At 70.9% G+C, this 26,492-nt stretch carries 19 protein-coding genes and 2 pseudogenes; 6 read left to right on the top strand and 15 right to left on the bottom strand.

Going from position 1 to position 26,492, the window contains the following annotated elements; all coding sequences use genetic code 11:
• Window positions 1-295: ATP-binding protein (locus ACGF2Y_RS31255; protein ID WP_392954451.1), on the top strand; the 295-nt coding region annotated here is incomplete at its 5' end.
• 32 nt (window positions 296-327) lie between these two features.
• On the opposite strand, the gene ACGF2Y_RS31250 is transcribed toward ACGF2Y_RS31255, so the two are convergent.
• Window positions 328-1,878 carry an RICIN domain-containing protein gene (locus ACGF2Y_RS31250; protein ID WP_392954492.1) on the bottom strand — a complete coding sequence of 517 codons (1,551 nt, stop codon included), beginning with the start codon at window positions 1,876-1,878 and terminating at the stop codon, window positions 328-330.
• Window positions 1,879-2,312: 434 nt separating this feature from the next.
• Between ACGF2Y_RS31250 and ACGF2Y_RS31245 the strand changes: the two are divergent.
• The 4 genes and pseudogenes from ACGF2Y_RS31245 to ACGF2Y_RS31230 form a co-directional block, all read left to right on the top strand.
• A pseudogene (locus tag ACGF2Y_RS31245) lies at window positions 2,313-2,684 on the top strand (beta-galactosidase); the annotation flags it as partial.
• A gap of 137 nt (window positions 2,685-2,821) precedes the next feature.
• Window positions 2,822-3,001, top strand: a pseudogene (locus ACGF2Y_RS31240) (beta-galactosidase); the annotation flags it as partial.
• 118 nt (window positions 3,002-3,119) lie between these two features.
• Window positions 3,120-4,631, top strand: coding sequence for a glycoside hydrolase family 43 protein (locus ACGF2Y_RS31235; protein ID WP_392954449.1), 1,512 nt, complete (start codon window positions 3,120-3,122; stop codon window positions 4,629-4,631).
• A 352-nt stretch (window positions 4,632-4,983) separates the two neighbouring features.
• Window positions 4,984-6,000, top strand: a complete 1,017-nt coding sequence (locus ACGF2Y_RS31230) for a LacI family DNA-binding transcriptional regulator (RefSeq protein WP_392954447.1) — start codon at window positions 4,984-4,986, stop codon at window positions 5,998-6,000.
• A gap of 105 nt (window positions 6,001-6,105) precedes the next feature.
• On the opposite strand, the gene ACGF2Y_RS31225 is transcribed toward ACGF2Y_RS31230, so the two are convergent.
• The 14 genes from ACGF2Y_RS31225 to ACGF2Y_RS31160 form a co-directional block, all read right to left on the bottom strand.
• Window positions 6,106-6,822 (bottom strand): hypothetical protein, encoded by a 717-nt coding sequence (locus tag ACGF2Y_RS31225; protein ID WP_392954445.1) that lies wholly within the window; start codon window positions 6,820-6,822, stop codon window positions 6,106-6,108.
• Between the two features lie 40 nt (window positions 6,823-6,862).
• Window positions 6,863-9,067, bottom strand: coding sequence for a glycoside hydrolase N-terminal domain-containing protein (locus ACGF2Y_RS31220; protein ID WP_392954444.1), 2,205 nt, complete (start codon window positions 9,065-9,067; stop codon window positions 6,863-6,865).
• A complete protein-coding gene (locus ACGF2Y_RS31215) occupies window positions 9,064-11,031 on the bottom strand; it encodes a beta-galactosidase (protein WP_392954442.1) in 1,968 nt (655 codons plus the stop codon). Before ACGF2Y_RS31215 ends, ACGF2Y_RS31220 begins: the two co-directional genes overlap by 4 nt.
• Window positions 11,031-11,156 (bottom strand): hypothetical protein, encoded by a 126-nt coding sequence (locus tag ACGF2Y_RS31210; protein WP_392954440.1) that lies wholly within the window; start codon window positions 11,154-11,156, stop codon window positions 11,031-11,033. The genes ACGF2Y_RS31215 and ACGF2Y_RS31210 overlap by 1 nt, the downstream gene beginning before the upstream one ends.
• Before the next feature lie 226 nt (window positions 11,157-11,382).
• Window positions 11,383-13,161 carry a cellulase family glycosylhydrolase gene (locus tag ACGF2Y_RS31205; protein WP_392954439.1) on the bottom strand — a complete coding sequence of 593 codons (1,779 nt, stop codon included), beginning with the start codon at window positions 13,159-13,161 and terminating at the stop codon, window positions 11,383-11,385.
• 228 nt (window positions 13,162-13,389) lie between these two features.
• Window positions 13,390-14,316 (bottom strand): carbohydrate ABC transporter permease, encoded by a 927-nt coding sequence (locus ACGF2Y_RS31200; protein WP_392954437.1) that lies wholly within the window; start codon window positions 14,314-14,316, stop codon window positions 13,390-13,392.
• Window positions 14,313-15,356, bottom strand: coding sequence for an ABC transporter permease (locus ACGF2Y_RS31195; RefSeq protein WP_392954435.1), 1,044 nt, complete (start codon window positions 15,354-15,356; stop codon window positions 14,313-14,315). The genes ACGF2Y_RS31200 and ACGF2Y_RS31195 overlap by 4 nt, the downstream gene beginning before the upstream one ends.
• Window positions 15,356-17,026, bottom strand: a complete 1,671-nt coding sequence (locus ACGF2Y_RS31190; RefSeq protein ID WP_392954433.1) for an extracellular solute-binding protein — start codon at window positions 17,024-17,026, stop codon at window positions 15,356-15,358. Before ACGF2Y_RS31190 ends, ACGF2Y_RS31195 begins: the two co-directional genes overlap by 1 nt.
• A gap of 522 nt (window positions 17,027-17,548) precedes the next feature.
• On the bottom strand, window positions 17,549-19,834 hold the full coding sequence (gene yicI, locus ACGF2Y_RS31185; protein WP_392954431.1) for an alpha-xylosidase: 2,286 nt from the start codon (window positions 19,832-19,834) through the stop codon (window positions 17,549-17,551).
• Entirely contained in the window at window positions 19,831-19,971 is a 141-nt protein-coding gene (locus tag ACGF2Y_RS31180; protein WP_392954429.1) for a hypothetical protein, read from the bottom strand. Before ACGF2Y_RS31180 ends, yicI begins: the two co-directional genes overlap by 4 nt.
• Window positions 19,972-19,976: 5 nt before the next feature.
• Complete coding sequence (locus ACGF2Y_RS31175; protein WP_392954427.1) at window positions 19,977-20,960, bottom strand: acetylxylan esterase; 984 nt, start codon at window positions 20,958-20,960, stop codon at window positions 19,977-19,979.
• 162 nt (window positions 20,961-21,122) lie between these two features.
• A complete protein-coding gene (locus ACGF2Y_RS31170) occupies window positions 21,123-23,990 on the bottom strand; it encodes a glycoside hydrolase family 3 C-terminal domain-containing protein (RefSeq protein WP_392954425.1) in 2,868 nt (955 codons plus the stop codon).
• 317 nt (window positions 23,991-24,307) lie between these two features.
• Window positions 24,308-24,637 carry a hypothetical protein gene (locus ACGF2Y_RS31165; protein ID WP_392954423.1) on the bottom strand — a complete coding sequence of 110 codons (330 nt, stop codon included), beginning with the start codon at window positions 24,635-24,637 and terminating at the stop codon, window positions 24,308-24,310.
• Window positions 24,634-25,449: a phytanoyl-CoA dioxygenase family protein gene (locus tag ACGF2Y_RS31160; protein WP_392954421.1), complete on the bottom strand. Its 816-nt coding sequence runs from the start codon at window positions 25,447-25,449 to the stop codon at window positions 24,634-24,636. The genes ACGF2Y_RS31165 and ACGF2Y_RS31160 overlap by 4 nt, the downstream gene beginning before the upstream one ends.
• 95 nt (window positions 25,450-25,544) lie before the next feature.
• Between ACGF2Y_RS31160 and ACGF2Y_RS31155 the strand changes: the two genes are divergently transcribed.
• Window positions 25,545-26,384: a helix-turn-helix transcriptional regulator gene (locus ACGF2Y_RS31155; protein WP_392954419.1), complete on the top strand. Its 840-nt coding sequence runs from the start codon at window positions 25,545-25,547 to the stop codon at window positions 26,382-26,384.
• Window positions 26,385-26,492 lie beyond the last annotated feature (108 nt).

Here is a 26,492-nt window from a genome sequence, read left to right as displayed (position 1 = left end):
GTCTTCGACGCGAGCAACACCGCTCCGCACCTGCGCCGGGCCCGCGCCTTCGACGAGGGCGGCCGGGGCCTGCTGCTCGTCGCCCAGCTCACCCAGGGCTGGGGCACCCGGCACACCGCCTACGGGCGAGGTCTTCGACGCGAGCAACACCGCTCCGCACCTGCGCCGGGCCCGCGCCTTCGACGAGGGCGGCCGGGGCCTGCTGCTCGTCGCCCAGCTCACCCAGGGATGGGGCACCCGGCACACCGCCTACGGCAAGGCGATCTGGTGCTCGCAGCCCCTTCCCACGCCGTAAGGACCTGTCGTGCTTCCCGCCGGTCGGTGCGCTCACCAGCCCAACGGCAGACCGGCGATGAACGGGGTGAGCCGGTCGGCGATGAGCCGGTCGTCATGGGCCGAGTAGTGCCAGTCGCAGCCGCTGAAGTCCAGGCCCGAGCCGTCGAGGAACCAGTAGCGGACCCCGCTGTCGCCGGCGTCGTTGCGTGCCTCGACCACCTGCTGGACATGGTCGGCGTACTGGCCGGCGCCGACTGCCACGATGGTCGTCCCGGTCCCGTAACGCGTACGCAGCTTCTGGAGGAAGTCGCCGTAGGCGCTGCGGTAGCCGGCCGCGAGGCTGTCGGGTGTCCACGGCTCCCCGGGGTTGATGGCCGAGAAGTCGTTGGTGCCGAGGTTGACCACCACGAGCTGGGGCCGCCAGGTGCCCGGGTTCTGCCAGACGTCGCCGGAGACGTTCAGCAGGGCCCGGTCGTAGAAGGTCCGGTACGTGACATCCGGCGAGGTTCCGCTGACGTTGCGCACCATGCCGAGGCCCGAATAGCCGTTGATCTGGTAGTCGGCGTTCAGCTGCCGGGCGGTGAGGGCGCCGTAGCTCACATCGGAGTTGGTGGTCCGCTTGACCTGGTCCCAGGTGCAGGTGCGGGAGGCCGAGAGGTTGCCGTAGCCCACCGTGAGGGAGTCGCCGATGAACTCGATCTGACGGCTGCGGGCTGCCGGTTTGCTCAGTACGGCGCCGCCGGGCGCTGCCAGGAAGCCGCCGAAGGTGCTGGTGTCCCCCGGGCTGTCGTTGCGCTTGACGAGCCGGACGGTGTGCTCACGGTCCTGGAGCCCGTTGACCCAGTGCGTGGTGTCGCCGGGTGTGACGAGCGTGGCGACAGTGGTTCCGTCGACCTGGACGTCGTAGTCGGCGGCCGAGTCGCTCAGTACGATGCCCACGCCGGTGCCTCTGACGCGGCCTTCGAAGTACACGCCGGGCCAGCTGTACCGCACCGTGTCTCCGGCCTCCTTGACCCGCCCCGCGGTGTGCACCTGCGCGGTCACGCCCGACGCGCGGACCAGTTGCCACTGCTGGTTGGCCCCGCCCCGGTCGGTGAACTGCACGGCCTTGGCGCCGTCCGCGGTGGAGGCGTCCCGGATCTCGACGGCCTTGCCGCTGTGGCGGCTGATCAGCCGGACGTAACCGTCCGGGGAGTCCGCCGGCCGGAACTGCTGGTTGGCGCTGTCCGCGTCGCTCCACTGCACGATGTCCGCGTGGTCCGCGGTGGAGAAGCCCGCGACGTCCAGGACCTTGCCCGAGTGCCGCGCCTCCAGCCGGTAGTAGCCGCCGCCCGAGTCCACGAACCGGAACCGCTGGTTGGCCCCGTCATGGCGGGACCACTGGGACAGGGCCGCTCCGTCGGCGGTGCTGCCTCCCGACACGTCGAGCGCCTTGCCGCTGCCACGGTTGACCAGCACGTACCACGCGTTCGTATCCACGGTGGCCGCCTGCGCCGTGCCGGTGGCGCCGAGTCCGGCCAGGAGCCCGGCCGTCAAGGCGGTCACGACGGCGAGCACCGCCGCACGCCTCCCGTGCCCCCGCCACCACGCACCGAGTGTCATAGTCATGCCAATTATCCGCATGCGTGCCCCTTCCCATGCGCGAGGCCGAGCGGCCCGCGAGACCAACCAACGACGCCGGAGGGCGAGTTGGCGCAGCCGGCGTACAGCGATGACAGCGACCACGCAGACCGCGGCCGGACGCTCGAAGCGCTTCGACGCTGCCATCCGCGCTGATGGCTTGTCAATGGAGAGGAAACAATAAAATCTCGTGCGGCAGCCACTCTTGTTTCCCGCGAATCTTCTCGATTAGCTTGCGTCGTGAAGTGAAGTGAAGCGCTTCGACAGTCGCACGGGGCCGGGGCCCCGAGTGTCCGGAGCGGCTCGCTCGCCGACCGTCCTGCCGGGCGACCGGACCGAGGACGAACAAGCCTGACGCGCGCCCTCCCCGACGTCGCGTCAGCGTGCGGCTCGACTCCCCGTACCGAGGAACCGTCATGACGACTCGCAGCATCACCGGCCGCCCGGGCGGCCTGGCCTTCGGCGGGGACTGCAACCCCGAGCAGTGGGACGAGCCGGCCTGGAAGGAGGACGACGAGCTCATGCGCCGGGCCTGGGTCAACCTGGCCACGGTGGGCGTCTTCTCGTGGGCCCTGCTCGAACCGGAGGCAGGGCGCTACGACTTCACCTGGCTCGACGCCCACATCGACCGCCTGCACACGAACGGCGTGGCCGTCGACCTGGCCACCCCGACCGCTTCCCCGCCGCCCTGGTTCACGCTGGCCCACCCCGAGGCGCTACCGGTCCGGGCGGACGGCACCCGCCACGTCCACGGCAGCCGCGACACGTACTGCCTCGCCTCCCCCGCGTACCGCACCGCGGCCCGCCGGATCGCCTCCGCGCCGGCCGAGCGGTACGGCGACCACCCGCCCTCGCGCTGCGGCACGTACACAACGAGGCCTGGGGAACGGCCTTCTGGAGCCAGTGCTACACCGCCTGGGAACAGGTGCTGCCGCCCCGCGCGACGAACTACCACAAGAACCCAGCGCAGACAGTGGACTTCCACCGCTTCTGGGGCGACGAGGCCATCGCCGCGTACTGCGAACAGCTCGACGCGATCCGCGCGCACAGCGACCGCCCGGTGACGACGAACCTCATGCTGCCGTACTACCTGCGGCTCAATCCGTGGGCCTTCGCCCGCGAGCTCGACATCGTCACCTCCGACCAGTATCCGTCACCCCAGGCGCTCACGGCTCTGAACCACCCCGCGCCCGCATACAGGAATCGACGAGAGGACCCATCGGGTGCCCCCTCTGCCCCAGCCGGACGGACGACCCACCAACCCCGTGCTGACCGGCCTCCACCCCGACCCCAGCATCTGCCGGGCCGGCGACGACTACTACCTGGCCTGCTCCAGCTTCGAGTACTTCCCCGGGGTGCCCCTCTTCCACAGCCGCGACCTGGTGCACTGGACGCAGATCGGCAACGCCCTGGACCGGCCGGAGCAGCTGCCTCTGTCGGCCGCGTGGTCCTCCGGCGGGATCTACGACCCCACGCTGCGCCACCACGACGGCCGGTTCTGGCTGATCGTCACCAACTGCGGCGAGGGCGGCGGCAACCTGATCGTCACGGCCACCGACCCGGCCGGACCGTGGTCGGACCCCATCCCGGCCCCGGATCTCCCCGGCATCGATCCCGACCTGGTCTGGGACGAGGACGGCACCTGCTGGTGCACGGTCGCCGGGGGCCGGCAGGTCCGTATCGACCCGTCCACCGGGCGGACGTACGGCACACCGCGCACACTCTGGGCCGGCGGGCCCGACGCCAAGGCCCCGGAGGCGCCGCACCTGTACCGGATCGGCGCCTACTGGTACCTGCTCATCGCCGAGGGCGGCACCGAGCGCGGCCACGGTGTCTCGATCGCCCGCGGCCACTCGCCCGCAGGCCCGTTCGAGCCGTGCCCGGCCAATCCGGTCCTCAGCCATCGCGGCACCGACCACCCCGTCCAGAACACCGGGCACGCCGACCTGGTCCAGGGCCCCGACGGCTCCTGGTGGATGGTGCTGCTCGGCGTCCGGCCGGGCGGCGGCACGCCGGGCTGGCACGTACTCGGCCGGGAGACCTTCCTGGCCCCGGTGACCTGGGTGGACGGCTGGCCGGTCGTCGGCGAGGTCGCCCTGGACCTGCCCGAGCTCCCGTGGCCGCTCTCCCCGGGCCCGGTCGAGGAGCGGCGGGACGACTTCGAGCTCGCCGGACTGCGACCGTCCTGGATCTCCCTGCGCGACCGGCCGGCCGAGCACTGCACCACCAAGGAGCGGCCCGGCTGGCTGACGCTCCGCGCGCGGGGCGGCTCCCTGGACGAGCCCGACGTGGTGTTCACCGGCCGGCGCCGGCAGCATCTGTCGTGCCGGGCGCGCACCCTGGTCGATGCCGCCGAGGGAGGCGGCGGCCTCGCCGTACGGCTCGACGAGCGGCACCACTACGCGATCGAGGTGTCCGGCACGGAGGTGCGGGTCATCGCGCGCGTCGGCTCCCTGCGCACGGTCGTGGCCGAACAAGCCGTGCCCGCCGGACCGGTGGTCCTCGCCGTCACCGTCACGGATCCGCCGGCTCCGCACGGACCCTGCACCGGACCCGACGTCGTCTCCCTCGGCGTCGAGCGGAGCGACGGCACGTTCACCGCGCTCGCGACCCTCGACGGCCGCTACCTGTCGACCGAGGTCGCCGGCGGCTTCACGGGCCGGGTCATCGGCATGTACGCCGCGGCAGGCACCGTCCACTTCGACTGGTTCGACTACGAGCCCCTCGACAGCTGAACCCGTCCCCCTCCCCCCGGCCGGCAGGGACGCGGGAACGTTCCGCCACGGGGCGACGAGAAGCCCCGCCGAGCCCGTCCTCCCCGGCGGGCTCGGCGGTCCGGCCCTGAACCCGGAGAACGGCACGGCACACATCAGCCGATGCACCCGCGGCCCCGGGCGGCCAGGGCACCGGCGTCCGCGTGCGCCGCCTCACCCGGGCCCTGGTATCCGGCCGGCCCCGCAGGAGCTTATCGAAGCGCTTCGATGTACAATGAGCCCACACCCAGGCAGACGTCAGGATCAGCAATGCGCTTCCCGTGCAGATGATGTACGAAGTCCGTCGAAGCGCTTCATAAGGTTGGAGAGCTGGATGGTAACCCTCGCCAAGGTCGCCCAGCACGCCGGAGTGTCGGCGAGCACGGTGAGCTATGTCCTCAGCGGCAAGCGGTCCATCTCCACGACCACCCGGCAGCGGGTCGAGCAGAGCATCCGCGAGCTGGGATACCACCCGAACGCGGGCGCGCGGGCCCTGGCCAGCAGCAGGTCGAACATCATCGCGCTGATGGTTCCGCTGCGCACCGACATGTATGTGCCGGTGATGATGGAGATCGCCGTCGCGGTCGCCACGACAGCCCGGACGCACGGGTACGACGTGCTGCTGCTGACCGGCGAGGAGGGCCCCGACGCCGTCCGCCGCGTCACCGGCAGCGGCCTCGCGGACGCGATGATCCTGATGGACGTCGAACTCGACGACGAGCGGCTGCCGTTGCTGCGCGGCACCGACCAGCCGTCCGTGCTGATCGGACTGCCCGCCGACACCTCGGGGCTGACCTGCGTCGACCTCGACTTCAAGGCGACCGGGGCGTTGTGCGTCGAGCATCTGGCAGAGCTCGGCCACCGCGACATCGCCGTCATCGGCGGGGCTCCCGCGGTCTACGAACGGCACACCGGCTTCGCCGAGCGCACCCTCGACGGGCTCCGTCACCGGGCACGCGAGTTGGGTGTCAGGGTGTTGCACCGGCCGTGCGAGGGCGGCTACGACGCGATGGGCGGCACTCTCGCCCGCATCCTCGACGAGCGTCCGGGCACCTCCGGCTTCGTCGTGCAGAACGAACAGGCGGTCGAGCCGCTGCTCGCCCTGCTGCGCCAGCAGGGCCGCGCCGTGCCCGAGGACGTGTCGGTGGTCGCGATCTGCCCGGACCAGGTGGCCGTCCAGGCCTCGGTGCGGCTGACGTCGGTCTCCATCCCCGCGCAGGAGATGGGCCGGCACGCGGTGGAGCGCCTGGTCGCCAAGCTCGACGGCCGGGGCGCCGACGACGTCGTGCTCATCGCACCCGAGCTGGCGGTGCGGGCGAGCACCGGGCCGGCGCCCTTTGCCGCCTCCTGACCCCGGCCGCCCCTTCGGTACGGACGGCGGCCGGCCTGAGCGTCGCGGGCCGGGGTCCGACCGCGCCGAGGAGCGACGCGGAAGGACCCCGGCCCTGATACGGGGTCAGCCGCCGTTGACGGTCAGCCTGTTGGTGATGAAGTCGAGTCCGCCGGGCGACGAGGTGATCTCATAGCCGAACTGGACGTCGCCGATGGTCTCGTTGCCGGGCATCCAGCCCTTGGTGTGGGCGATCCAGGTGAGGATCGGCTTGATGTCCACGGTGCCGGAGCGGGAGTCGGACGTCCGCAGGAACGAGAACACCTGGTTCGACCCGTTGGTGCCCTTGTAGACGTTCCAGTTGTGGCCACCGAGCGAGACGTTGTCCTGCCAGGTGCCGATCGGACCGACGGCTCCGTGGTCGTTGACCCAGAGCATGATCTCGTAGTCGTGGTCGGTGTCCCAGATGTCGTACGACGTGTTGTACGCGCCGGACGACGGGACGCTGACGTTGTAGTCGCTGGTGAGCCGGCCGATCGAGTCGATCGTCTTGTTGATCGTCTTCGTCGAGTTGGGGTACGACTTGATGCCGCCGGTGCCCGGGTGGTCGGCCCAGACGCCCCAGCTGGTGCCGGAGTTGGCCCAGGTGCACTGGCTGCCGAAGCCCGAGCCCCAGATGTTGTTGTAGAGCCGGTAGCCGTCCAGGCTGGTGGTGCCCCATCGGTCGCAGGTGTTCCAGACCGCCGCCGAAGCGGGGGCGGCGGCGAGGCCGACGGTGGCACCGAGTGCCATCACCGGCGCCAGCACCGTCATGGTGATCTTGCGTATCGTGCTCGTGACCATGGTGTCCCTTCCATGGGTGGGGGGGGAAATTGCGGGGGTACTACCACGCCCCAAGGCTGAGGACGTGGTCCTCTCCGGCGACGAGTCCGATCGGCTGCGCGTCGCCGGAAGAAGTCCTGACATCGATCCGGACCGTGCGGGTCGGCTTCAGGACCGCCCTCGCCCGGCCGGGCGCCCAGGTCAGTTCGACCTCGGCGCCGAACCGCGTGCGCAGGCCCGCGAGCCGGCCCGCCGGGAGGGACGGCGGCAGCGCGGGCAGGAGGACCAGTCGGTGGGGGGTCGACTGGAGAAGCATCTCGATCAGCACGGCGGGCAGAGTGTGCGCGGCGTCGGCGTTGTAGACGTCGCGGTCGGGGTAGTGCGCGCTCATCAGGGAGGCGTGGAAGAAGTCGCCGTCCAGGACCTGGCCGAGAGTCCGGGCGACGCGTTCGCCGTCCCGGAGCCGGGCCGCGATGAGCGCGTGGTGCAGATGGCCGTGCGCGGAGTCGTTCTCGGTGCCGCGCAGTTCGAGGGCGCGGTGGGCGGCGGCCGCCAGCTCCGGGGTGTCGTACGGGGTGATCTCCTCCAGCGGCCAGACGCCGTAGAGGTGGCTGAGGTGGCGATGGTCGTAGGAGTCCGCCAGGCCCGGCCAGGCCCATTCGGCCAGGGCCCCGTCCTCGTTGATCCGGTGCGGCGGGAGCCGGTCGGCGAGGTCGCGCCAGCGGTCGGCGTCCGGGGTGTCCGGGTGGTAGCCGGCCGCGGTGTGCAGGGCGTGGCGGGCCGCCGAGAGGTCCATGGCGGCGTTGACCGTCACCCAGCTCGCGTCTGCGGGGCGGTTCTCGGGTGAGTAGGAGGGGACGACGACGGGACGGCCGCGCTCGTCGGTGCGGGTGAGGAAGTCCTCGTAGAACAGGGCGACTTCGGCGAGGGCGGCGGCGGTACGCGGGTCGCGGATGCCGTGGGTCTCGTCGTGGTGGACGAGGGGCCCCAGCAGCCAGTCGGCACCCGCGGTCCACAGGTGCAGGGGGTACTCGCGGCTGAAGTGGTACGAGTGACCGGACTCGCCGTCGGTGTGGGCGGGGGCGACCACACCCCGGGCGCCGAAGATCACGCGGGCGTTGTCCCGCCAGTCGGGCAACTGGCGCTGGATCAGCGCGGCGTGGGCCTCGGTGACCTCGGGCAGGTCGGCGGCCGCGGCGGAGGCGGTCTGGAGGTTGAGGTTGGCGTCGTTGGTGAACGCCCCCGACCAGGCCGTGTTCCAGTCGCCGGTCCACAGGCCGGTCAGGCGGGGCGGGCTGAGCCCGGCGGAGGACAGCAGGTGGTAGCGGCCGGCCGCGAACAGCCGCTCCAGCAGGGCGGGTTCGCGCGGGCGTTTCAGCAGCTCCGAGCCCGGCAGGGCCCGTTCGGCCGGGTCGGCGGCGAGGTCGAGGGTGACACGCTCGTAGGCGGGACGGTGGAGGGCGGCGTGGCGGTCGAGCAGTTCGTCGTAGTCCATGGGCAGGTCGCGCAGGGCACGGCCCGCCGCGGTCACGTCCAGTTCGCCGGTGTGCCGCCGGACGCGGGTGAGGAGCAGCACCGACCGGGCGTCCTCGATGTGCGCGCGGGACGGGGCGAGGGACGTCGTGCCGCCGGTGACGACGACGAGCGTGACGCCGGTGAAGGCACGGTCGCCCTCCGGGTAGGGGGCACGCAGGCTCAGCAGGGCGCCCTCGGGAGCGACGACGGCGCCGTGTCCGACGGCCAGAGCTGTGGGGACGCCGGGGAGCCGGTGATCGAGGGAGATGTCCAGGGTGAGGCCGGGCCCCGTCACCTGCTGGACGATCACGTCGTCGGTGCGGGAGACGAAGACCCGGCTGGTCCGGCCGGCGCAGGACGCCCGTACGACACCCGTCGTGAAGTCGACGTCGCGGCGGTAGTCGTCGCTGTCGCCCGCCGGCCGGACCAGGCTGATCCGGAAGGCGGGGTGGAAGGGCCGCGCCCACTGGTGCGGACGTCCGTCGGTGAAGCCCTCCCCGGCGGTGCGATCGCCTGCCAGGAGGCGGTCCTGGAGCGCGGGGAGTCCGGCGGCCAGCCGGGGCGGCTGTCGGTGCGCGTCGTTCCCGCCCGGCCGTACCAGGGTGTGATGGGTGACGACGACCCGCTCCGCGTTCGGATCACCGAACACCAGGGCGCCGTGATGGCCGTTGCCGCTCAGGAAGCCGTCCTCCCAGCGGGCGGCCGGGTGCGGCTCCCAGGTGCCGTGGACGGGCCCGTCGATCGCGGTCATGGCCGGAGCACCGCCACGCCGTGGCGGCCGAGGGTGATCCGGTCGGTGACGGCCGCCCCCGTCAGCAGGTCGTGGTGGGTACCGGGCACCTCGACGGTCACCGGCTCGCGGCCGTGGTTGAGCACGAAGAGCGCCTCGCCCCGGCGGACGGCCTCGACCTGCTCGGGGAGGCCGTCGAGCACCGGCCGGACGCCCGCGCCGGCCGCGATCCGGGCCAGCAGGTCGCGCAGCGCCTCCGGCTCCGGGAGCGTGGAGACGTACCAGGCCCGGCCCTTGCGCAGGACGGCGGGCAGTCCGTCGAGCTCACCGCCCTTGTACGGCACGGTCTCCTCGGCGGTGCCGTCGGCCGCCAGCTCCTCGGACCACAGGGAGCCCCTGAAGCCCTCGCAGGTGACGCTCTCCCCCGCGTCCAGGGGCCACCACTCGTGCAGGGTGCGGATGCCGAACAGGTCGCGCAGCCGGGCGTCCATGCCGCCGGGGCGGACCCGGTCGTCCTCGTCGGCGACGCCGGTCTGGAATCCGCAGACGAGGGTGCCGCCCTGCCGGACGTAGCTGAGGAGGTTGTCGATCGCCGCGTCGGTGAGCGCGTACAGCTGCGGCACGACGACCACGGAGTACGGCGTCAGGTCGTGCTCGGGGTGGGCGAAGTCGGTGGTGAGATGGGCCTGCCAGAGGGCTCGGTGCCAGGCGCGCAGGACGTCCGGGTACTCCACCTGGGTGGACAGGCGGCCGTCCTGGGCGCCGGCCCACCAGGCGTGCCAGTCGTGCAGGACCGCGATGTCGGCGGTGATGTTCCGGCCGGTGACCTCGGCGGCGATGCGCTTCAGCTCCGCGCCGATCTGCTTGACCTCCTGATGGATCCGGCCCTCCTCCCCGGCATGGCTGACCATGCCGGAGTGGAACTTCTCCGCGCCCTGCCGGGACTGCCGCCACTGGAAGTAGCAGACGGCGTCGGCGCCCCGGGCCACGGACTGGAGGGACCAGAGCCGGTTGAGCCCCCGGGGCTTGGGATGGTTGACGCCCCCCGCGTGGACGGCTCCGGCGGCCTGCTCCATGAGCATCCAAGGCCCGCGCGCCTGGGAACGGGTCATGTCTTGGACGAGGGCGCCGCTCTGGCCGCCCAGCGGGTCGCGCGGATCGGGGTAGATGTCGACGGAGACGACGTCCTCCTCCTCGGCCCAGCGCCAGGCGTCCTGGCCGATCCACAGCGGCATGAAGTTGGTGGTGACCGGCAGGTGGGGGGTGTGCCGGCGGACGATGTCCCGCTCGGCGGCGTAGCACTCCAGGAGCATGTCGGAGGTGAAGCGGCGGAAGTCCAGCACCTGGGTGGGGTTGCGCAGGTAGTGGGGCAGGCGGGGCGGGAGGATGCCGTCCCAGGCGTCGTAGCCCTGGCTCCAGAAGGCGGTGCCCCAGGCCTCGTTGAGGGCGTCGAGGGTGCCGTACCTCTCGCGCAGCCAGCGGCGGAAGGCGGCCGCGGCCTCGTCACCGTGGTCGAAGGTGCAGTACTCGTTGTTGATGTGCCACATGGTGAGCGCCGGGTGGCCGCCGTAGCGGGCGGCGAGGTCCTCGGTGATGGCGGCGGCGTAGCGCCGGTAGGTGGCGCTGGAGTGCGAGAAGTGCTGCCGGCCGCCCCACCACTCGGTGCGGCCGTCCTCGGTGACGGGCAGGGTGTCGGGGTGCAGCCGGCCCATCCAGGGCGGGGGCGCGGAGGTGGGGGTGGCGAGGACGACGCCGATGCCGTTCTCGTGCATCAGGTCCATCAGTGTGTCCAGCCAGCCGAACTCCCGGGCGCCCGGCTCCGGTTCGAGCGTCGACCAGGAGAAGACGCCGAGGGTGACCGAGTTGACCCCGGCGGCCTTCATCAGCCGGATGTCCTCGTGCCAGGTCTCCTCGGGCCACTGCTCGGGGTTGTAGTCGCCGCCGAAGAGCAGCCGGCCGCGGGTCGCGTCGCTCAGGGCGGGCATCAGACGGCCTCCCCGTACTGCGCGCCGCGCCCGTTGGCGGCGGGGCGGACCGGAGCGTCGGGGCCACGGGATCCGAGCCGGGCCGGTCCGGCCGTGGAGGTGACCGAGCGGGTGGGGTGGGACATGTGATTCTCCCGGTGCGAGGGCTGTGTTTTCCCGGCAGGCGCGGTGGGCGTGGCGGGCGCTGTGGGTGTGGGGCGCGGCGGGTGTGGGGCGCGGCTCGTGCGGGGCGCGGCTCGTGCGGGGCGCGGCGGGCGCTGTTGATGTGCGGCGGACGGCCGGCCGTCGTGCGGGCGGTGCGTTGCCGCACCCGGGCCCGGCTACGGCCGGCCGCTCCGCGCGGGGGGTCGGTCAGCCGACGGTGCCGGTGACGGTGGTGCCGGACCTGGTGAGGGTGTAGGCCAGGGTCTCACCGCTCCAGAAGTGGAAGGTGAGGTGCACGGTGGAGTGGTCGGTCATCCCGGAGAAGAACTGGTCGGTGATGGTGATGGTGCCGGTGTCGTAGTCCGGGGCGAAGGCGCGCCCGAACTCCTTGTAGGAGGTCCAGTCGTGCGGACCCGCGTTGGTGCCGTCGGAGTAGACCGCCTCCATGGTGGCCAGGAGGTCACCGTTGAAGGAGGTCGGGACGGTCAGCGCGCCGGTGGTGCCGGTGGCGTTCCGCTGGGTGGGGGTGTCGTGGCCGATGACATCGACGTCCCACGGCGCTCCGGCGGAGAACTCCAGGGTCACCGTGGCGTTGACGCCGTGCCCCTGGCTCTCGGTGAGGTGGGCCAGGGTGGCGGCGGCGAAGGTGAGCCGGTCGCCGTCGAGGCGGTAGTCCACGCCGGGCACGAGCGTCCGCGAGCCGTGCTGGACGGCGTCCAGGCTGTTGCCGGCCAGATCCAGCGTGATCGTGGCGTCCGCCGGTTCCTGGCCCGTACGGACGAAGATCTCGTCGGTGGATCCGGTGGCCGAGTCCACGGTCCAGGCGGACCGCATCTGCCGGAACAGGCTCTGGTCACGCCACTCGTGGGTGGCGCGGTCGAAGTGCTGACCGTTGTCCCACAGCATCGTGGTGAGCTGCTTCTGCCGAGCGTAGGAGCCGAACATCTCGAAGAACTTCAGCTTCTCGCCCTGCTGGACGGTGCCGGTGCTGCCGCTGTCGAAGCCGAGCAGTCCGTACTCGCCGATGATCACCGGAATGCCCGCCGCCACGAAGGTGTCGTGGACACGGTCGAAGGTGTCGGTCAGGCTCTGCCGTGACTGCTCGTCGAAGCGGGTGACACCGGCGACGTTCACACTGAACGGCCAGTAGCCGTAGTCGTGCACGGTGGCCGCCAGGTAGGGATCCGCCAGCTCGTCGAAGGTGTCGAGCAGCGGGTCCAGCCGGGCCTGGTCGGAGCCGGTGTGCAGGGTGGGCAGGACCAGCACACGGGAGGCGTTGGCACCGCCGGAGCCACGGATGATCTCGTGGAAGACGACGTTGAGCTCGTTCAGCAGGGCGTACTCGTGCTCGACGCCGTCGCTGTTCGCGAACTGCGGCTCGTTGACGCTCTCCAGCAGCAGTTTCGACGGCGTGTGACGGAACCGCTCGGCGATCTGGGTCCACAGGGCGCTGTAGCGGTCCAGCACGGTGTCGTGCCGGGCCGGCATCTCGTTGATCCACTGCCATGAGTCGTGGTGGACGTTGAGCAGGACGTACAGGTCCTCCTCCAACGCCCAGTCCACGACCTGCTCGACCCGGTCCATGAAGGCGGGGTCGACGGTGTGGTCGGGAGCCCCGCCCTGGCGGTTGGACCAGGTCACGGGGAGCCGGATGCTCTTGTATCCCTGCGCGCGGACGGCGCTGAACAGCTCACGCGTGATCAGTGGGTTGCCCCAGGACGTCTCGTCGCCGACGGCGTCCAGGGTGTTGCCCACGTTCCAGCCCGGCTCCATGGCCGCGACCGTCTCCATCGCCGTGGGGGTGAGGGCCGGCCACCGCTTGCCCTTGCCGTTGTCCCTGCCCTTGCCCTTGCCCTTGCCCTTGCCGTTGCCCTTGCCGTTGCCCTTGCCGTTGTCCCTCTCCTTGCCCCTGTCCTTCCTGTGGTCGTTCTTCTGCTCAACGCCGTGTTCGGCCGCCGTGGCGCCGGCGGCGCCGGTCGTCGACATGACCGCCAGACTGAGGAAGACCGCTGTGAGGGCGGTCCTGAGCGCATGCCTTCGTCGCTTCACCATCATCCCTTTTCTGTGGGTTTCCGGGGATCTCTTCCCCGGCTGTGGAGAACGGGCCTGCTCGGACGGTGCGCCCGGTGGCCCTCGTCGGCGGTGCCACGTACCCATGCTCATCTCCTCCCGGACGTGGGGGCGAGAGGGCGAGTCGGTGGTGGAGCGGGAGCATCAGCCCTTGACGGCGCCGGTGAGCATGCCCTTCTTGAAGTGCCGCTGGACGAAGGGCGAGGCGACCGTGACGGGGATCAGCGCGAGGACCATGACGGCCATCTGCAGCCCCAGCGAGGAGAGTTCCCCGGTGCGGACCGCGTGCTGGAGGCCGGTCGGCGCCTCGCTGTTCTTCTGGACCAGTTGGATCAGCACGTTCTGCAGCGGCATCATCTCCTGGTCGGTCAGGTAGATGGAGGCGTTGAACCAGGCACTCCAGTAACCGACCGCGTAGAACAGCGAGATGACGGCCAGCACCGCGCGCGACAGCGGCATGACGATGGTCAGCAGGATGCGCAGGTCACCGGCCCCGTCGATGCGGGCCGACTCGGTGAGTTCGGGGGATATCCCCATGAAGAAGGCCCGCAGGACCAGGATGTTGAAGACACTGACCGCGCTCGGCAGGACCAGCGACAGATAGGTGTCGGTAAGGCCGAGGGACTGCACCAGAAGATACGTCGGGATAAGCCCGGCCCCGAAGAACATGGTCGCCATGATGGCCATCAGGAAGAACCGATGGCCCAGACTCCCCGGCCGCGACAGGCCGTAGGCCGCCAGTACTGACACCGCCATCGAGAACAGCGTGCCGAAGAGCGTGACACCGACCGAGACCATGATCGCCCGGCTGACCTGGCCACCGCTGAGCAGTTCGGTGTAGTTGACGAAGGTGATGCCCTGCGGGATCACGACGAGGCCGCCGACCCGGTCGATCACGGATTTGGGAGAGAGGCTGGTGACGATCACGATCCACAGCGGACCGAGCACCCCCAGGCAGCAGAGCAGCAGGAACCCGCTCTTGGCGGTGATTCCCGCCTTGCTCGGCGGCTCCTCCCACCCGGGGCGGGCGGGCGCCTTGAGGCTGCGGATGAGCTGCGTGTTGAGGCTCACTTCTTGTACACCCCCTGCTCGCCCAGCACATGAGCGAACTTGTTCGCGCCCAGGACGAGGCAGACTCCGATGACTCCCTTGGCCAGGCCGACCGCGGCCGCGTAGCTGAAGTCGCCGTTCTGGATACCCATGTTCCACACGTACGTGTCGAGGACCTCGCTGGCCCCCGCGCCGACCGCGTCCCGCTGGAGCAGGTACTGCTCGAATCCGACGCTCAGCGCGTCGCCCACCCTGAGTACCAGCAGCAGGGCGATCACCGGGCGCAGCGCGGGCAGCGTCACATGCCACATGCGCCGCCAGCGGCCCGCGCCGTCCATGGCGGCGGCCTCGTACAGGTCGGTGCTGACAGCGGACAGGGCCGCGAGGAAGACGATGATCCCCCAGCCCGCGTCCTTCCATACGGCCTGCGCGGTGACCAGGAACTTGAAGGCGTCCGCGTCGGTCATCAGGTCGAACCCGGTCCACCCGTGGTCCGTGAGGGTCTGGGCGATGATGCCCGCGCCACCGAGTACCTGCTGGAAGACGGTGACCACGAGAACCCAGGAGAAGAAGTGAGGCAGATACATGATCGCCTGCGCCACGGCCCGCACCCGGGGCCGGATCACGCTGTTGATGACCAGCGCGAGGGCGATGGGGACCGGGAAGAACAGCACCAGTTGGAGCGCGAACAGGACGATCGTGTTCTTCGTGGCGCTCCAGAACAACGGGTCGTCGAACATCCGTGAGAACTGCTCCACGCCCACCCACGAGCTGTGGAAGATCGCCGCGATGCCGTCGCTGGAGACATACGGGTCGTAGTCCTGGAAAGCGATGACGTTGCCGAGCAACGGAACGTAGTTGAAGACCAGGAGCAGGACGATGACGGGCAGGACCATCAGGATGAGCGTGCGGTCGCGGCGCAGTCGGATTCGCCAGGGAACATTCCCCGGCCTGCGCGGCGCCCGCGCCTTCGCCCCCTCCGTGACGGCCGCGGCCTTCGGCTCCTCGACGGCCGTGGCGGGGCGCGTCCCGTCCGGCCTGCTCCCGGCCGTGATGGACATCAGTTGCCGCTGCCGTTCTTGTCGAGGAGTTCCTTGTACCAGTCGCGCAGCTTGTCGCCGCCGGAGGACTTCCAGGCGGAGATGGCGGCCTGCACGTCGGACAGCTTCCGGTTGCCCCGTACGTAGTCGATCTCCAGCTGCTCGAACTGGCTGTTGAGGCTGGTGTAGCGGGACGGCTCGACGATGTTCATGCCGTACGTCGACGTCTTCTTCATGAAGGCACCCATACGCTGCTGCCACTCCACCTGCTTACGGGCGACGGCGGGGTGGTCGGGGTGGGCGAAGTAGGGAGCCGGGGTCGCCAGCATCACCCAGGCGTTGATCACTTCGGAGTTGCCCTGGTCGGTCTTGACCGGGACGCCGCCCTCGACCGTGTAGTGGGTTCCCTCGGTGCCGTAGTCGACGAGCATCCGCTCCTTGGTGCCGTAGGGCGCTGCCGCGAAGTTGGCGGCGGCCAGCGCGTTCTCGATCGTCGCCTTCGAGGCGCCCTTGCGGATCAGCGACCAGATGGTGGCGGGCTGGGACGCGTACAGCGTCGGGTCGCCGCCGTCGGCGCCGAAGATGTCCATGCCGTCGATCTCGAAGTCCGGGTTGGCCTGCGCCTGTTCGGCGGCCTTGACGTACCAGGCGGACATGTCGCCGTTGAAGACCAGGATCTGCCCGGCGGTGAACCGCTGGCTCGCGTCACCCGAGCGCGCCTTGTCGTCGGGATGGACCACACCGGCGTCGAAGAGTTTGCGGGACCACTCCAGGGCTTCCAGGTATGCGGGCTCCTCGATGCGGTAGGTCAGCTTGCCGCCGTCCCCGATGTTCCAGCCGTTCGTCCCGGAGGGCCTGACGCCGAAGATGCCGGCCGAGACCCAGCTCATGTCACCGCAGGCCCACACCTTGGCCTTGGCGCTGGTGGCGTCCTTGGCCCAACCGAGGAACTCTTCGGGCGACTTGGGTACGGTGTAGCCCTTCTGGTCGAAGATGTCCTTGCGGTAGTAGGGCACGATGAAGCTGGCGGGGGCGGCGGACATCGGAATGCCGCGCAGCGCGCCGCCGAAGACGCCCATGCGCCAGGCGTCGGAGGGAATCGCGGCCAGGTTCGGGTACTTCTTGACCCTGTCCCCCGCCAGGTAGGGGCCGAGGTCCATGAACTTCGCGGTGACCGCGTTCGCGATCTTGCCGACCAGTTCCCAGCTGGGCACGACCACCATGTCGGGTACGGAGCTGGAGGCGAGGACGGCGCCGAGCTTCTGGCCGTAGGTGTTGCCGTCCTGGTTCTGCCAGGTGACCTTGGTGCCCGCCGCCGCGTCGACCGCCTGGTAGTACGCGCACCCGGCCTTCGGCGGGGTGCCCCAGAACGGGGACATGATCTTGAAGGGGACGCCGGTGGCGAGCTCGTCCGGGACCGAGGTGGCCAGGGCCGCGAGGTCGACCTTGCCGGTGTAGCCGGCCGACGAGCCGTTCTTCGACGGGATGTCCGGCTTGGCGACGTTGCTGGCGACGTATGCCGGGAGCAGCTTGTCGACGTCCTTGCCCGACGTGGCGCCCTCTCGGGACTTGCTGTCCGAACCGCCACAGGCGGCGAGCAGGGGCATTCCCCCGGCCACCGCTGCGGCGGCGACCGCGGTGGAGGCGAGAAAGCTTCTCCGGCTCGATCCGGAGGCGGCATTCGTCGTCATTGCGTCAACCCTTCGTGGCGCACCTGCACATCCGGCGGCCAGGCCGTCGGCTGCGGTGTCGTGACTGGAACTGGCCGAGCTGAACTGAGCTGAGCTGAAGCGGACATCCACCGCCGTGACGCGATACACAGTCGAAGCGCTTCAATGTTGCTGTGAGATTAAGTGAACGTTCAAAGGCGCACAAGGGTCGGATCCAAGATTCCTGTGAGGCACAGGAGGCAGCTCTCCGTATGTCCTGCTTGATACAGCGATGTTGATCTCTCGATACTCACCCTGATGGAGGACGAGACTCGAAGCGCTTCGAAGCTCCTCGCTGATCCCTCTCAGGGAGATCCCGGATATCCACGCACATGCCGCACACACCACCGCTCATCCGCGATCCACGGCTGCCCTTCGCGAAGCGTGTCGACTGCTCTCCGGCGCGCACAGCACCCACTCCGTACGGCACCGCGCAGCGCACCACGGCACGGCGCGGCGCGGCGCGGCACAGCGTCCGCACCGCGCAGCACCGCATCGACCCCATCAGCAGTCGGCGTACGGAACGTCCGCCTCCAGGGTCCCGGCGGGGTGGCTGTGGACGGTTCCGTCCGGGCCGCCGAGCCGCAGTCGCCACGGGTGCCGGCTGTCGGTGGTCACCTGGAGGCGGTCGCCCCGGCGGTGCAGGTGGAAGCGGGCCGCCTCGCCGGGCCCGTCGGTGCACGGGATCACGAGGGTCCGCTCGGCGCCGTCGGCGAAGGCGTGCACCCGCAGCTCGACGCCGTCCGGCCAGTCGGAGACGGGGTGCTGGTCGTCGGCGCCGAGCGGGATGACCGAGTCGGGTCGGGCGAGCAGCGGCAGGGTGTGGAAGTCGTGCTGCTCGCGGACCCAGCGGGGACCGTCGATCCTGGCACCGGTCAGGACGTTCGTCCACGGCCCTTCGGGCACGTAGTACTCGGCCGTGCCGTCGTCGGTGAAGACGGGGGCGACGAGCAGGTCGTCGCCGAGCATGTACTGCCGGTCCAGCGTGCCGACGGCGGGGTCGTCGGGGAACTCCAGGACCATGGCCCGCATGACCGGGATGCCGGTGGCGTGCGCCTGCTGGGCGGCGCGCTGGAGGTAGGGGGCGAGGCGGTGCTTGAGCAGGGTGAACGCCCGGGTGACCTCGACGGCCTCCTCCCCGTAGTCCCACGGGACACGGTAGGACTTGCTGCCGTGCAGACGGCTGTGTGAGGAGAGCAGCCCGAACTGCACCCAGCGCTTGAACACGGTGGGGGTCGGGGTGCCCTCGAAGCCGCCGATGTCGTGGCTCCAGAAACCGAAGCCGGACAGGCCGAGGGAGAGTCCGCCGCGCAGCGACTCCGCCATCGCGTTGAAGTGCGACTCGCAGTCGCCGCCCCAGTGCACCGGGTACTGCTGGCCGCCCGCGGTGGCGGAGCGGGCGAAGAGCAGTGCCTCACCCTCCCCGCGCACCTCCCGCAGCAACTCGAAGACGGCCCGGTTGTACAGGTGGGTGTAGTAGTTGTGCATCCGCTCCGGATCGGAACCGTCGTGCCAGACCACGTCGGTGGGAATGCGCTCGCCGAAGTCGGTCTTGAAGCAGTCGACCCCCTGGTCGAGCAGGGAGCGCAGCTTGGCGATGTACCACTCCTGTGCGGCAGGATTGGTGAAGTCGACCAGTGCCATGCCGGGCTGCCACAGGTCCCACTGCCATACGCTCCCGTCGGGGCGCCGCACGAGATACCCCTCGCGCATGCCCTCCTCGAACATGGCCGACTTCTGCGCGATGTAGGGGTTGATCCACGCGCTGATCCGCAGCCCCCGTTCCTTGAGCCGGGTCAGCATCCCGACCGGGTCGGGGAAGGTGTCGGCGTCCCACTCGAAGTCGCACCACTGGTACTCGCGCATCCAGAAGCAGTCGAGGTGGAACACGCTCAGGGGGATGCCGCGGTCGGCCATTCCGCCGACGAAGCGGTTGACGGTGGCCTCGTCGTAGTCGGTGGTGAAGGAGGTCGTCAGCCAGAGTCCGAGCGCCCAGGCCGGGGGCAGGGCGGGGCGGCCGGTGAGCGCGGTGTAGCGCTCCAGGATCCGTTTCGGGGTGGGGCCGTAGACGATGAAGTACTCCAGCGACTGGTACTCGACGCTGAACTGGACCTGGCCGACCGCCTCGGTGCCGACCTCGTAGCTGACCTTCCCCGGGTGGTTGACGAAGACGCCGTAGCCCTTGTTGGTCAGGTGGAAGGGGATGTTCTTGTAGGCCTGTTCGCTGCTGGTGCCGCCGTCGGCCTGCCAGATGTCCACCGTCTGGCCGTTCCTGACGAACGGGGTGAACCGCTCTCCGAGCCCGTAGACCAACTCGCCGACATCCAAGGAGAGTTGCCCGAGCACAAAGTGCCGGTCCTCGTCATCGGTGACGAAGGCCGTGCCGCGCTCGCCCGCGGTGGTCAGGATCCGCCCGTCGGCGGTGAACTCAAGGCGCCAGGGCCCGGACGTGTCCACCCGCAGCGTCAGGTCACCGGCGCTGAGCTCGGCGACGGTTCCGTCCTGCCGCACCTTCCCGGCACCCTGCTCCGCGCCGGGCAGCGCGAACTCCGACCCCGGCCGTACCGAACCGGCGTGGTGGGTGGTGCGCACCCCGATCACACCCTCGGCCGGCGACCAGCACTCGACGGTGAGCAACGGGCTGTTGAGCGTGTCACCGCGGCGGCGCACGTGCTTCACCGGCGCGTAGAGCGTCATCCGGTGTTCGTCGGCCCGGATGTCCGCGACCTCGGTGGCGTAGCGTGCGGTGCGGCCGGGGCGCATCAGCCAGTACCCGTCGGTGAACTTCATCGGGTGGTTTCCTCCGTACGCGCGCGGTGCGCGGTGATCAGTCCCCGGTACCAGCGGCAGCTGTCCTCGGGCCTTCGGGTCAGGGTGTCGTAGTCGATGGGGACCGGGCCGAAGCGCGGGTCACGGCCGCGCGGCATCGCGGTCAGAGCTCCGGCGACAGGCCGCGCTCGCGCAGCCATTCGAGTTGGACGCGCGGGTTGGAGCCGTAACCGCCGCCGTGGTCGGCGAACGGCCACACGGTCATGGTGCGGTCGTGGCCCGCGTAGTGGTTGAAGGCGGCGTAGACCGTGGAGGGCGGGCAGACCGGATCCATGAGACCCACGCTGAACAGCGCCGGAACCAGGGCTCGTTGGGCGAAGTGCACACCGTCGAAGTAGTCGAGGGTGTTGAACGTCGACTCCACCCGGTGGCGGCTGTGCCGGCGCAGGTACTGGACGATCTCCTGGTACGGGCCTTCCCCGCTGATCTGCACGGCGCGGCGCAGGTGGCACAGGTACGGCACGTCCGGCAGCACCGCCGCCACGCGGTCCCCGGCCAGCGCGGCGACCGCGAGGGCCAGGCCCCCGCCCTGGCTGCCGCCGGCCACCACGACCCGGTCGGTATCGAGGCCGGGCAGCTCACCGACCGCGTCCACGGCACGCACGCAGTCGGTGATCAGACGCCGGTAGTAGTAGTGGTCGGGCGAGTCGATGCCGCGCGTCATGAAGCCCTGGGCCCACTGGGTGCCGCCGCCCTCGCTCCGGTCCGGGGTGTCGTGGCCCTGCCCCCGGCTGTCGACGACGAGCTGGGCGTAGCCCGCGGCGGACCAGAGCAGGTGCTCGGTGGGCACGCCGCGGCCGCCGTTGTACCCGATGTAGGTGACGACGACCGGCAGCGGGCCGTCGGCGCCGCGCGGGCGCAGCAGCCAGGCGGCCACCGGTTCGCCGTTCCAGCCGGGGAAGCGGACGTCGTCGGTCTCGACGGTGCGCAGCAGGTGCTGGGAGGTCACCCGCCCGGCCGTCACGGCCCCGCCCCGCGAACGGGCTTCGGCGAGGGTCCGCGTCCAGAACGCGTCGAAGTCGTGGGGTGCGGTCAGCTTCGGCCGGTAATCTCCGAGTTCGTCGAGTCCGAAGTCTGTCAGCGGCATGCGGCTTCCTCTGGTGGTCGTAGCGGGGTGAGGCGAGAGGGGATGGGGGAAGGGGGGAGCGGGTTCGGGTGGTGACACCAGGGCACTCGGCACCCGGCACCCGGCACCCGCCCGGGGTGGCGGCCCGCCCCCCTCGAACGGGCCGCCGGCCGGATGGGCCCCTCAGTCGGACCTGGCGGACGCGCCGAAGCGGAAGGCGGCGAGGCGGAAGTCCCCGTGCAGGGTCAGGCGCAGATCGTGCACGCCGGCCACCGGAGCGAGGAGCCCGGCCGTGATCGTCGTCCAGGTGTACCGGTCGCCGGTGACCGGCACGCCGATCTCGGCGAGGAGCAGCTCACCCGCGTGCAGTTCCAGCCGCGCTTCCCGTGGTCCCTCACCCTCGCGGGCGGTCTCGACCTCCACGCGTACCGCTCCGGAGAGATCGGTGTCGCGGAAGAGAAGGGTCGCGGACCGCGCCGGATCGGTCGGCGTGACGGCATCGCCGCTGACGCGGGTGGCGTCGACGAGGGTGGAGTCCGCGTGGTCGTCGAAGTCCGCTGCCAGGGTCCGGCGTCCGACGACCACGCGGGGTGCGGGGGCCGGTCCGGTCACCGTGAGCGGCGCGGTGAGGACCGGGTGCTCGGCGGAGCGGGCGACGGTGATCTCGTATGCTCCCGGGTCGACGGTGAAGGCGCCGGCGGCGACGTCCCAGTGAGCGAGCCGTTCGGCCGGCAGCCGGAACGTCAGCTCTCGGCTCTCGCCCGGATCGAGGCTGATCTTGCGGAAGTCGGCGAGGCTCCGCCGGGGGGCCTCGTAGCGCGCGCCCAGGGCCCGGACGTAGAGCTGGACCACTTCCTTGCCGGGCCGCGACCCGGTCCCGGCGACGGTCACCGTGACGTCGACCGTGCCGTCCTGGGCGATCGACGACTGCGAAAGCCGCAGGTCACGGTAGGCGAAGTCGGTGTAGGACAGGCCGTGGCCGAAGGGGTAGAGCGGCGCGGCCCGGTGGTACTGGTAGGTCCAGCCGGCCTTGATGATGTCGTAGTCGAGCGGGTCGGGCAGCGGATCGTCACCCCGGTACCAGGTCTGCGGCAGGCGGCCCGCGGGCTCGTCCTTCCCGAGCAGAACGGCGGCGAGGGCGTGGCCGGTCTCCTGCCCGGCGTGGGACGTCCACATCACGGCGGGCAGGTGGTCGTCGGCCCAGTCGACGGCGAACGGGTAGCTGCTCATCACCACGAGGGCGGTCTCCGGGCGCACGGCCGCGACCGTGCGCAGCAGCGCCTCCTGCGGCTCGGGCAGTTCGGTGCCCGCCCGGTCCTCGGTCTCCCGGCCGTTGATCATCGGGTGGTTGCCGAGGACGACGATCGCCGCGTCGGCGGTTTCGGCGGCCGCCCGCGCCTCGGCCGCGCCGTCGCGCAGCAGCTCCCGGTGCCAGCGCTCGGCGGCGTCCGGGTTCTCGGCGGTGACGGTCACCCGGCCGTCCACCGGGTCCACGGCGGCGTAGCGTCCGGTGAGTACGGAGCGCAGCAGCATGTCGCCGTCGCCCGCCGGTTCCAGGCGGAAGGTCTCGTGGACGTCCCAGGTCTTGACGATTTCCTGGTCCGCGGCCAGTGAGGTGTCGTCCTTGAGGCTCAGGTAGCGGCCGGTGTCGGCGGCGCGCAGCGTCAGCACGCCGCGGCCCCAGTCGACGACGTCGAACGGGGTCTTGCCCAGGAGTTCGTCGGTGGTGCGTGAGTGCAGCGCGATCCGGTCGGAGCCGTCCGCCCGGATCACCTGGCCGCCGTGGAGGCCGAGTTCGGCGCCGAGCCCGTCGGCGATGCTGACCTGGTAGGGCAGGGTGCCGCTGTACCAGTCCTCGCACAGCAGGCCGGCCAGTGGACCGAGGACGGCGATCCGCCGGGTCCGGGCGGGGTCGAGCGGCAGCATGCCGTCGTTCTTGAGCAGCACCACCGACTCGGTCGCGGCGCGCCTCGCCAGGGCGCGGTGCTCGGAGCAGTCGATCACCTCGGGGCCGATCCCGGCGTAGGGGTCGAGCTCAGGATCGAACTCGCCGAGCCGGAAGCGGAGTTCCAGCTGCCGCCGGACCGCGCGGTTCACGTCGGCCTCGTCGATCAGGCCGCGGTCCAGCGCCTCGCGCAGCCTGCCGATCGGCGTCCCGCTGTCCTCGCCGTGGTCGGTGAAACTGTCGATGCCGGCCTTGAGGGCCGCCGCGTGGGACTCGACGTGGTCGTCGAAGTAGTGCTCGGGGTCGACCAGGTTCGTCGGGGCCTCGGCGTCGCTCACCACGAACAGCTCGTGGCCGGTCGGCTCCGCCCAGCGGCGGAGTTCCGTCCCGATGAGCGGACTCACGTGGCAGGGACGGCCGTTGACCAGGTTGTACGCGGCCATGGCACCGGTCGCGGCGCCCGAGGCGACGACGGGGCGGAAGGCGGCGAGGTCGTATTCGTGCAGCACGCGCGGGCGGAGCCCGGAGGAGGTCGTGCAGCGGTCGTCCTCGTTGTTGTAGGCGAGGAAGTGCTTGAGCACCGGGGCCGCACGCAGATACGTCGGGTCGTCGCCGGACAGACCACGGCAGAAGGCCTCGCCGAGGCGGGCGGTGTGCGCCGGGTCCTCGGAGTAGCCCTCCTCGTTGCGCCCCCAGCGCGGGTCGCGCAGCAGGTTGAGGACGGGCGCCCAGGCCTGAAGGCTGATGGGGGCGCGGTCGGGGGCGATCACCGACGTGCGGTGGCGGTGGAAGGCGCGCAGTTCGATCGAGGTCGCCTCGGCGACCTGGCGCACCACGTCCTCGTCCCAGGTGGCGCCGAGGCCGACGGCCTGCGGGAAGACCGTCGCCTCACCCAGCCAGGAGACGCCGTGCAGCGCCTCACTGCCGGTGCGGAAGGGGCCGATGCCGAGGCGCGGGATGTCCGGCGCGTACTGGTGGAGCATGGCAATCCGCTCGTCGGGCGTGAGCCGTTCGAGCAGGTCGTCGACGCGCTGCCGCAGCGGTAGCGCGGGATCACGGAATGGCGGCCGATCGGGCGCGGGCACGGGCGCGGACAGGGAACTCACGTGGACAACCCCTTGCAGGCTGAGCGGTGCGATGCGTTATCGAAGCGCTTCGACGCTGACACGGACCCGTGACGGTGTCAACTACTCCTGCTCCAGGGAACTTCGGATTTGTTCGTGCGCGCACCGCGTCCGAAACGCCCCATGACACCTCCAGGGCGTCCAAGCGCTTCGATGCATGTGCACGCGGCCCCGTCGATCGCCGGGGCCGCCCGCCGCCCGCCGCCTGCCCGCGCCCACGCCCGCGCCCGCGCCCGCGCCGGGGCCGGGGCCACCGCGCCCTCGGAATCGAGTTCGCCCCCGGCGAGGACGGCACCGGACTACTCCCGCACGTCGACCAGCCGTTCGAAGAAGAACTCGTGCTTGAGGAAGGAGACGTCGTACTCATGACCCGGGTACGGCGGGATCAGCTGGGCAGCCTGGAACAGCCGCCAGCCGTCCCGGAGCGCGGCCACCCCCGACGCGTACGGCGGCTCGTCGCTGTCGCCCGTGGTGGGCGAGGTGCGGCCGGTGCCGTCGTAGCGCGACCAGCCGACGACACGGGAGTCCAGTGCCGAGCCGTCCAGGTACAGCACGAGCACCTGCTGCCGCAGCACCGGGGCGGCGGCCGGGGTGTCCGCCCGTGCGGGCGGCGTCGCTTCGGTCGTCATGCCACGATCCCCTTCGGGCGGTTGGAGACCCTGGTCACCCAGTGGTCGAGGTCGAAGCCGTCGTCGCCCGTCAGCTCCCGCCACAGCAGGATGCGGTTGTACCGCTCCAACCGGCCGGTCGCCCCCTCGTACCACGGGAACATCACGTCGAGCTCCGCGGCCACCCGCGGATCGTGGAGATCCGCGGTGTCCCACAGACGTCGCTGACGCACCCGGGGATTGAAGCGGATCTTGAACATGTAGCGGAGGGTGTCGCTGTCGTTGCGACGGCCCCCGTGCCAGATGCCGTGGTGCAGAAACACCACGGTGCCGGCCGGGCAGACCAACCGGTCCTGGCCTCGCAGGTTCTGGTAGCGGCCGGTGTCCGATTCGTTGATCCGCCGCAGATGGCTGCCGGGCACGACGAGCGTTCCGCCCATCTCCAGCGTCACGGCCTGCGGGTAGTACATCAACTGGACGTCGAAGGCGTCCGGCCGGACATCGATGATGGCGTCCCCGTGCAGCGCCTGCGCGACGCCGCCGTGCGGCTCGCGGATGTGCACGAAGTGGTGGTCCACCCACGGCTCCGGGCCGACCAGGCTGCGCAGGGCCCCTGCCACCTGGGGCAGTTCGAGCAGCCTGCGGACGAAGGAGCCCTTCGTGTACGCGTCGGACAGCGGCGTCCCGTACGGCACCGACGGCACGCCGTCCGCCAGTACGGCCAGGCCCTCGGCGTTCATCTCCGCCGGGACCACCGCGTCGAGCCGCAGCGCCCCGCGCGCCACGAACCGCGCCATCTCCACCGAATTCAGCAGTTTCCGTCTGTTCTCCATGACGGCCACGCCAGGCCCGGCCGCCGCGCACCGCGTGGGTCCCGTTCACCCTCCACTGGTCCGTTTTCACCGGCCGCCGTGGTAGAACACGTGACATGCTGACGGCCCTCGCCCCGCTCGACGAGCCTCCCGCTCTCGCCGCCCTCGGCATCGGCGTACACGGTCCGGCCGGACAGGTGGACGTGTTCTCGCTGCCGGACCTGTGGCAGCTCCATCTGTACGGTTACGAGGCCGACTTGACGGTCGACGGCACCGAGCACGCGATCCGCCCCGGACGGGTAAGCCTCGTGCCGCCCGGAACCGAGGTGCGGTACCGCTACCGGGGCCGCTCCGAGCACCTCTACGCCCACCTCCGCCTCGGCTCGGCGAGAAAACCCCACAGCATTCCCGTGATCCAGTACACGGGACGCGAACAGGGAGCGCTCACCGCGCAGTTGCGGCAGGCGCTGGCCGCCTGGCCGAACACTCCGGCCCGCGCCACCGCCGAGGTGTGGGCCGCCCTGTGGCGGATCGCCCGGCTCGCTCCCCTGCGGGAGCAGAGCGCCCGCACCGTTCATCCGGCGGTGGCGGCCGCCAAGGCACTGATCGAGGCGCGGCTCACGGAGTCCCTTACCGTGCCGGACATCGCCAGGGCGTCCGGCGTCTCCCACAACCACCTCACCCGGCTCTTCCGCGCCGCCACCGGCGAAACCGTCGTCGGCTACATCCGCTCCCGCCGGATGGAACGCGCACGCCACTTCCTGCGGGCCACCACGCTCTCCATCCCCGCCGTCGCCGCCTCGGTCGGCATCCCCGACCTCCAGGCCTTCAACAAGACCTGCCGCCGCGAACTCGGGGCCTCACCACGCGTCATCCGCAGCGGCGGCCCCGCGTCCGGCAGCCCCGGCGGGGACACCGGTGACACCCCGGGCATGGGCTTGAGACCGGCGCTCTGATGCCGTGAACGGGCAGGTGGCAGGGGGTGGGCAGGCAGGAGTGCGGGAGCGGGCGGTGCTACCGTGCGGGCCCCCGGCCCCCCGCGGCCTCCCGCGCTGATCACCTCA

The organism is Streptomyces sp. NPDC048142, assembly GCF_043202835.1.
Taxonomy (GTDB): domain Bacteria; phylum Actinomycetota; class Actinomycetes; order Streptomycetales; family Streptomycetaceae; genus Streptomyces.
This window is presented reverse-complemented; position numbering and strand designations above follow the sequence as displayed.